This window comes from Brachyspira innocens ATCC 29796 (assembly GCF_000384655.1).
Classification (GTDB): Bacteria; Spirochaetota; Brachyspiria; order Brachyspirales; family Brachyspiraceae; genus Brachyspira; species Brachyspira innocens.
Window position 1 is genome coordinate 1 of sequence record NZ_ARQI01000050.1, and the last position, 8,274, is coordinate 8,274.

Below are 8,274 nucleotides of genomic sequence, written 5' to 3' on the forward strand. Positions count from 1 at the left end.
ACAGAGCGAAAGGTCTTCATATTGGCATTAATCATTATAGAATTGATAAAATCCAAAAGTATAGTTTCACTGCTTCCCTTATCAGTAAATAAGTATCTTATAAAATAATCATTCAAAGGATTGAAATATTTTATTTGTTTGATATTAAATTCATTTTCCATAAATATATTATAACTAAACAATTATAATTTGTCAAAAATGAATTTTTTAAATTTACTTTTTTACAAACTGTATTTGTTTAGGCATATATATACGAACTTATTAATTATCTAGTTATAGTAAATAAAAATAGCTCAAAATGTGCTTTAAAAATATTTGCTGGGGTTGTAACACTTAATGTATTTAAATACGATATTTTAGATATTATTTCATCAACCTCTTCTAAGGAAAAAAGTTTTAATGAAGTTTTCTTTTTCTTCAGTATAAACTCTGGAATTTTTGTCAATTTGCTTATTTCATTTAATGTAGTCTGAGGAGGAAATATTTTCATGTAATAGACAGCTAAAAAATTATTCATCATAAGTGTAAGTGAGCTTGAAGCCTCCTGATCCAATCTATGCATTATGCTGAAAGTTTTTTTTCTGTTTCTCTCAAAAACTGCATCCAAAAAATCAAATATATTCTTGTTTTTAGATACATATGTAAAATCCATTATATCTTCTACATTCAGGTATTCTTTATCATTATAGCTGCATATTTTGGCAAGCTCTGAATAAAGAGAATCATAATCCAAATTTATATTATTAATTAAATATTCAACAGCATCAGAAGATATCTTTTTGCCCTGTTTGTTTATATAAGCATTTATCAATCCCCTAAAATCCTTCTCATCTGGAAGAGGAAAATCTATAAAATTAATATTATGAGAACCCTGTTTTTTAGAAAAATATTTGTATATAGGGTCTTCTTCTAATGAACTTTCTGTTTCTAATACAACTATAGCAGTTTTAGAAGGATTTAAACAGTATTCTAAAAAATCCTCCTGAAAATTATTGTATTTATAAATTATAATAAGCCTAAGTTTAGAGCCGAAAGGCGGAGTATCAGCAACCTCTAAAGGAGCAAATCCCACAGCATCATTTTTATCATAAAATACACTGTAATTCATCTCGCTGTCTCCCTCATCTGGAAACATAGATGAATGTAAAGCAGCTGCAAATGCCTTTTTAAAAAGCCTTTCTTTACCTGTTAATACATAAATACAGTATTTAAAAGGCTCTTTTATGTAATTATCTTTTATTTTTTGAAAGTCTAATTCTGTTTTTACTGAAACTTTATTCATAACAGATATAATATCATATATTAATTAATATGCAAATCAAACAGCTCTTTTCTTTTTTTTATTTATATCTATAAAAACTCTAATCTCTATCTTACACTCATCACTTGCATCTAATTTGACATTTTTTATTATAGCATATACCCTATTTCTCTTATCTTCAAGTTTATATGATATTAAAGGCGATATAACACTAGGAACATACCCAAGCCTCACAAAATCCTTATCATAAATAGCTATTGCAAATCTGTCATAAGGATTAGCTATTTCATGAACCAAATTAATAGGCTCATTTTTTAAAAGCGAATATATTAAATCTTTCCCGTCATTATATTTATATCCTGCTACAAAAAAATCTATATAATATCTTTTGGTTTTGTAATTTCTATTTATAATAATTCTTTTGAAACTTTCTTCATGATTAATTATATAGGTTGTATGTTTTGTAGTTTTATTCATAAGACAAGAAATTTACCTTAAAAATGTTAATGCATATTATAAATTTTACTTCAATTCAAATTTTCTGTCAAGATAGAAAATAATACAATTTCATAAAAATACAGCAATACATTTAATACAATGTATTTTTAAGAAAAAAATAATATATAAATTTTATAACTGCAAAATTAAATTTTATTATTACTCTATCCGAGTTTATAACAATAGTATTTTAGTTGTTTTTAAAAATAAAAATTATATAATTAATATATTATATTTTTATTTTTAGGAGAAAATGAATGAAATTTTTAAAATATATTTTAATAATTTGTACTTTTCTTTTTGTATTTTCATGTAAAAAAACAAACCTTACAGTAACAGAACCTGGACCTGATTACATTTTAAGCAAATTAATGAATGGTATTTGGGACGGTGTTAATATAAGCGGAGATATATTAAATTTTAACGGTCAAGACTATAAGTTTGAAGATTCTTTATTAGGAATAGCTGGTATTTTTGCTAATGAAAATGAATATGTAATAGCAGCACCGCTTGGAAATTTGGTAACTATTACTACAGATGGCGGAAGTACAGATGGTGTTAAAGAAATAATAGATATAGTAGGACAGCAAAATGCTGTAGGCGTTATTAATGGAATAGCAAGCAGTGAAGATCCAAGTAATATTAAGGCTGAAGATTTAATAGGAAGTGCACAAGTTACAGAAGAAGAAAAAAATAGAATAGAAGAAATACTTGGCGGATTAAGTTTCGGTAAAGTTGAGACTGTACCATCTAAATAATAATTATTTAAGGTTATAGATAGTATGAAAAAATTTATTACAGCTATTATAGTATTTAATATATCATTCATTAGTCTGTATGCTAATGGTATAGCCTTATCAACTCAATCGGATACTAATACTTATAGCTGGATTAAAGGCAGACAAATTGTCAGTGTAAACCTAAATCCTGGTTATGCTGGTATGTTTCCGCCTCTTTTAAATACAATATTTGATAATTATCAGACATTTACAGGATTAGTAGGATTTGATTTAGGTCAAATAAATGACTATCTAAGTGCTATAGAAGCAAAGGGAAGCTTTTGGTATGTTCCTAATGTATCATATACATTACTTCTTCACCCGCATATAGGTATAGAAATAGGCTTCGGTGTTCAGTCTATGTCATTTCAGCTTGGAGTACCTAAAGATAAAGCAGCAGATTTAGCTATGAATTTTATTCCAGCTGGATCTATACCCAATGTAAGTGTACCAGATGTACCAAGTATTCCCGGAGTAGATGTTCCAGATATAGACATTCCAGGTTCTGATGAGGTTGTAGATAATATTGTTAATACCTTAATAGGTTCAGATACATACCTTAAAGCATCTTTAATATATTTTCCTGCTACAATAGGAGTAAAATTCTTTGCAGGTAAAAAAAAGCAGATTATAAATACAATAAGATTTGGTGTAGAAGTATTAATGTATGATATTGAAACCCAAAACGGTATTTCGGGGCTTCATACCAAAAGACATACTATTGATACTACAATGTATTTTTCATATGAATTAGGCTGGACTATAGAACTTTTCCCAAACAAAGAATGGCCTGTAAAACCTTATATAGATATATCAATACTGGAAATAGGATACTATGTAAGGTCTGGAATACCGGGTCTTTATGCAGATATTCATGAAGGAATCGGATTTTTTGGAAGCGGATTGGTTGATATAAATGCCATGATACCTACCTGGGATTCTTTTCCTAAATGGAGCAATTATGTATCAGCAATAAAGTTTTCATTATTTCCTAGAGTAGGTTTTAGTTTAAGATTTTAGTTAGAGGTATAATAAAATTATGATGAAAAAACAATTAATTGCTTTATTACTTTTTATACTTACTAGCATATCTTTTGCTCAAAATACATCAGGCGATACAAATGTGTCAAATAATACAGTAGATAAAAATGTAAAATATGATAATACTCAAACAAATACAGTTTCTGTGATTTCACATAGAAATTCTTTAGGCGTCAATTTCGGTCCCACTGTTTTTTATATGCTAATAGCTCCTTCTGTGGTAAATATAATGTTTCCAAGTAAAGATGTTAATAATTTAAAGCTTCAGGGAAATTTCGGGCTTGATTTAACATACACTTACAGAGCGGCTGATAAAATAGATATTAATGTAGATGCAGGTTTTTATGCTATGAAAACATATTATGATAATGATAATATAACATATAACGGTGATGTTTATGGTATAGGAGCTTCTGTTGGGGTTAGATTCTATTATAACAAAAAAGACAGAGCATCAGGATTTTTCTTAATGCCTAAATTCGGAGGAACTTTATTTATAACTCATAACAAAGAGTTCTTAAAAGAAAGTTCTACTTATACAAACAGAAATACATACATATATGATTTTTATGTTTCAGGGGAAATTGGTTTTAGAATAGATTTGTCAAGAAGTTTTGGAATAAATAGCGGTTTGCGTCCATTTTTTGATATATCCATACTTGATATAGGATATTCTTATAATCATTTATTAAGGTTTGTACCTTTGCCGAGATTTGCTATTGGGATATTGTTTTAAATTAAGAAGGATATTATTTTATGAAGTTTATAACAAAAAAACTTTTGCTTGCTTGTTTAATTACAGCTTGTTTTGGTAATATACTTACAGCTAAAGATATAGGACTTTATTTAGCACCTAAATTTATATTTAATATCGGAGACTCTGGAATACAAAAAGAAGGCGATGAAAAAAATACTATGAATATGTATGTAGGCGGCGGTATTTCAATCGGATATAATTTTGATGTTCTTAGTAAATACAGTACAGTAAGAATAGAATTTGAATATTTATACAGAAACCCTACTCCTAACAATGCATATCTTAATAATATACAATCTATACAAATGCATACATTTTTAGCAGCAGCATACTATGACATCAATTTTTTATATATTAATTATGATAATAAAGACTCTAAAAGAAGTGTATTAAATAATGGGAAAAGACCTGTAATGTCAATTTATCTGGGCTTTTTAGTAGGAGGTGCATTAAATACATGCATTATGAATACTATCTATGAATATAATGGTCTTTTCAAATACAGCTCATATTATAATGAATTACAATTTCTTTACGGAGCTGGCGGAGGCCTAGCCTTTCATCTAACGCCTGTATTAAGCCTAGATTTAGGATATAGAATTATACTTAATTTAGAAAGCAAGTTCACTCATGATGCTGCAGTTTCTATAAGATTTAATTTTTAGGAGAGCTTAATGAAAAGATATTATATAATAGCGGCATTTATATTTATGTTTATATATTATAGTCCTAATAAGCTTTTTTCTATAGTACCTGAAGGATTATATATCTCTCCTAAAGTAGTATTTTCACATGACGGAAGTTATTATTACCCTAAAGCTAATGAAGAAAAAGCATATCTTAATTATTTCGGCGGAGGTTTTTCTCTAGGATACAGCATACCTACTATCAATAAATCTTCTCCTATAAGATTTGAATTTGAATATTTGGGCAGAAAAATCATAAGTATGTCTGATGATGTAACTCTTCATACACTTTTAGGTTCTTTATATTTTGATATAAACTTCTTTCTTATAAAAGAAAAATTAACTCCTGAAAGCTATAAACAGACACTTTTAGATAAGTATCCGCCTTTTACTATTTATTTTGGAGTTTCAATTGGCGGAAGAATAAAAGACTGTCTTTGTGTACAATCACAAAATACTGAGACTAAATTAAGAAATTCGGCAAGCACATTAGTATTCGGATTAGGAGGTGGATTCGCTTTTAATCTGCGTTCATATATATCTTTGGATTTGGGATACAGATATTTGATAGATACAAGAGCTGACAGCTATCATGAAATATTATTGGGTTTAAGATTTAAAGTTCCTAAACTATAATAACATAAATTCCGTTAAATAAAAAAATATAAAAATCAGCTAAAATATTTTTTATATTTATATTGTTTTTTTCTTTTTCTATTATAGAATATAGTTGTAAAACAAAATTTAATTTGGAGTACAAGCATATGTTTAATTATATAAAATATTTATTATTGGTATTTTTATTATCTTTGCTGGCATGCAGCAATGAAGCTACATCTCCGTCAAATAATCAAACAGAATCTTCTCCGTCATCACCTGAAGATGTACCTGAAAATATTGTAAAAAATTATTCTGTTAAAGCTGATGAAACGGAAGCAAATATAGAAGCTAAAATGCAGGAATATTTTAATGAATACGGTTATTATTCTATATTTTTAGAAGATACAAAATAAAATATTGATAATAACAGCACAATATCAAAAATAAACACTATCATATCAAAAAATACATACACTAAAGACGGAGTTTATCTTGATTTAAGCAAAACTACAATGACAGCTATAGCAGCTAATGCTTTTAAGGATAATAAAAATTTGTCTGGTGTTAAATTACCTGAAACTATAACTTCAATCGGAGAGAATGCATTTTATGACTGTTCAAGTTTGAAAACAATTAATTTTCCATCTTCTCTAACAGAAATTGGAGAATCAGCATTTCAGTTATGTATAAAATTGGAAAAAGCAGACTTAAGCCAAACAAAAATGATCCAAATAAATGCTAATTCTTTTTATAACTGCTCAAGTTTGAAAACTGTTGTTTTATCACAGTCAATATACGCCATACAGGCTAATGCGTTTCATTCATGCTCTTCATTAGAATCAATTGCTTTACCTGATAATTTTGGAGGAATTGCCAATGCTGCATTTGCAGAATGCAGAGCTTTAAAAAATGTAACTTTAAATGAAAAAATAACAAAAATTCTTGCTATGACTTTTTATAACTGTACATCATTAGAAAAAATTAGTATTCCTAGCTCTATAAAAACAATAGGTCAATATGTTTTTACAGGCTGTACTTCTTTGAAACAAATAGAATATTTAGGGGACAATCCTTCAAGTATTTCAGCATCAGGAGTATTTTCAGCATACTACACTGCAGAAGCAGCTTCTCCAGAAAGTTTGTATCTTCCTAATGTAGCAAATGATCCTAGTGACGGCAGCTGGAATAATTTCTTAAACTATAACTGGAGTACAAAAACAATAAATTATAATCAAGGTATGCCTAAATAACAACAGGAATAAATATAAGTGAAAAAAATACTAATAATAATATTTATATCTTTAGCACTATCTTCATGCAAGTATAAGCCTATTTCTTCATACTGTATGTGCGGTCCTAGTAATATTGATATAGAAAATACTGCAATATCTAGTATTGGTGCTAATTCTACCGAAGAAGAAATAAAAACTGCTTTGGAAAATAATAGAAATGAAACTGGAAAAAATATAATATCAGTTACTGGGCATATTGATAATAGTTCACAAATATTTGATAATATAAAAAAAGCTCTTCAAGATGAAACTGATATAATATTAGATTTATCAGGTTCATCTTTTGAAACTTCCTACACTTTTACATTGGAAGGAACTTCAGCATTAACTACAGTACTTCTTCCTCCGCTTCAGCAAATAACTGCAAACTTTTTTAAAGACTGCACATCTTTAGTAAACATTCAAATACCAAGCACTGTAGTAAAGATAGATAATACCAGCTTTGAAAACTGTACTTCTCTTAAAAATGTTGAATATTTAGGAACTTCTCCAAATGCTGTATCGGCTTCGCCTTTTACTTCAGCTTCAACTACGGATTTATATCTTCCTAATGTAGCCTCCAATCCTAATAATAACAGCTGGGATAATTTTTTAGGTGTATCTTGGACTTCAGTACATTATGGTGCTTCTATTAATTAGTATTTTTTTATTATATTTACTCTAAATCTCCATTATAAAATTATAAAATTGATTAAAAATAATATTTATAATATTGCAGCTTCGCAGTATCTAGTATAATAAAATAATAAAAACTAATTTTTTAAATTTTGATATTTGCGGGGCTTTGCCCTTACGAAGTACACAGTGTGACCGCTCTGCGTACTACGTACCCCCCCAGTTCTTTTGCGACCGTAGGAAGTGCCTGTGGTATTGGCACAAAGAACCATACGCTGTACACCTTCGGTGAAAGAACTGCATTTTTAACCCAAATTTCGGGTATTATCATACATTTAATACGTATCTTTAGAGTATAAAGTTCTAGTAATTGCATTTTTCGCGAAGCGTGCCTTTGGCAGCAACTTTGGCGAAGCCCGCAGTAGCGAAAGGCTACATTTGGGCTTTAATTTACTAAAGCTATCTTACATGTAACACAACTTTAGTATTATTTAGTACTAATTTTTTACACTTGCACTTTCGCGAAGCGTATCCGAGCTTGTCGAGGATATAAGGTTCTTTGACGAAGTCCGCCTGTGGCGTGCGGCGGGAAAAAGTTGACTAAAAAAATTGACAAACTTAAAAATTTTCAGTATATACAAAAATTATAAAAAATTAATTATTAAACAATTATAATATTTTTTATAATTTTAAAGTTTTTAAATAACATTGTATAATAAAATTATCATTTTAATTTTATAGAAAA

General features: G+C 28.4%; 10 protein-coding genes and 1 pseudogene. 8 read left to right on the forward strand and 3 right to left on the reverse strand.

The window, feature by feature from the left end; all coding sequences use genetic code 11:
• The 3 genes and pseudogenes from F811_RS16410 to F811_RS0100950 all read right to left on the reverse strand — a co-directional run.
• Positions 1-161: pseudogene (locus tag F811_RS16410) on the reverse strand (PD-(D/E)XK nuclease family transposase); the annotation flags it as partial.
• Between the two features lie 104 nt (positions 162-265).
• The gene (holA, locus tag F811_RS0100945) at positions 266-1,282 is read right to left on the reverse strand and encodes a DNA polymerase III subunit delta (RefSeq protein WP_020003435.1); all 1,017 of its coding nucleotides are present in this window, start codon (positions 1,280-1,282) and stop codon (positions 266-268) included.
• Positions 1,283-1,318: 36 nt separating this feature from the next.
• On the reverse strand, positions 1,319-1,738 hold the full coding sequence (locus F811_RS0100950; protein WP_020003436.1) for an HIRAN domain-containing protein: 420 nt from the start codon (positions 1,736-1,738) through the stop codon (positions 1,319-1,321).
• Between the two features lie 278 nt (positions 1,739-2,016).
• Here F811_RS0100950 and F811_RS0100955 point away from each other — a divergent pair, with 278 nt between their 5' ends.
• From F811_RS0100955 to F811_RS0100985, 8 genes are all read left to right on the forward strand, one after another.
• Positions 2,017-2,517, forward strand: a complete 501-nt coding sequence (locus F811_RS0100955) for a hypothetical protein (protein ID WP_020003437.1) — start codon at positions 2,017-2,019, stop codon at positions 2,515-2,517.
• A gap of 24 nt (positions 2,518-2,541) precedes the next feature.
• Positions 2,542-3,558, forward strand: coding sequence for a hypothetical protein (locus F811_RS0100960; protein ID WP_020003438.1), 1,017 nt, complete (start codon positions 2,542-2,544; stop codon positions 3,556-3,558).
• A 19-nt stretch (positions 3,559-3,577) separates the two neighbouring features.
• Positions 3,578-4,315, forward strand: coding sequence for an outer membrane beta-barrel protein (locus F811_RS0100965; protein ID WP_020003439.1), 738 nt, complete (start codon positions 3,578-3,580; stop codon positions 4,313-4,315).
• 20 nt (positions 4,316-4,335) lie between these two features.
• On the forward strand, positions 4,336-5,001 hold the full coding sequence (locus F811_RS0100970; protein WP_020003440.1) for an outer membrane protein: 666 nt from the start codon (positions 4,336-4,338) through the stop codon (positions 4,999-5,001).
• Positions 5,002-5,010: 9 nt separating this feature from the next.
• Positions 5,011-5,658, forward strand: a complete 648-nt coding sequence (locus tag F811_RS0100975) for an outer membrane protein (RefSeq protein ID WP_020003441.1) — start codon at positions 5,011-5,013, stop codon at positions 5,656-5,658.
• Positions 5,659-5,786: 128 nt separating this feature from the next.
• A complete protein-coding gene (locus tag F811_RS16900) occupies positions 5,787-6,035 on the forward strand; it encodes a hypothetical protein (protein ID WP_020003442.1) in 249 nt (82 codons plus the stop codon).
• 99 nt (positions 6,036-6,134) lie between these two features.
• The gene (locus F811_RS15930) at positions 6,135-6,872 is read left to right on the forward strand and encodes a leucine-rich repeat domain-containing protein (protein ID WP_020003443.1); all 738 of its coding nucleotides are present in this window, start codon (positions 6,135-6,137) and stop codon (positions 6,870-6,872) included.
• 18 nt (positions 6,873-6,890) lie between these two features.
• Positions 6,891-7,553 (forward strand): leucine-rich repeat protein, encoded by a 663-nt coding sequence (locus F811_RS0100985; protein WP_020003444.1) that lies wholly within the window; start codon positions 6,891-6,893, stop codon positions 7,551-7,553.
• Positions 7,554-8,274: the final 721 nt, after the last annotated feature.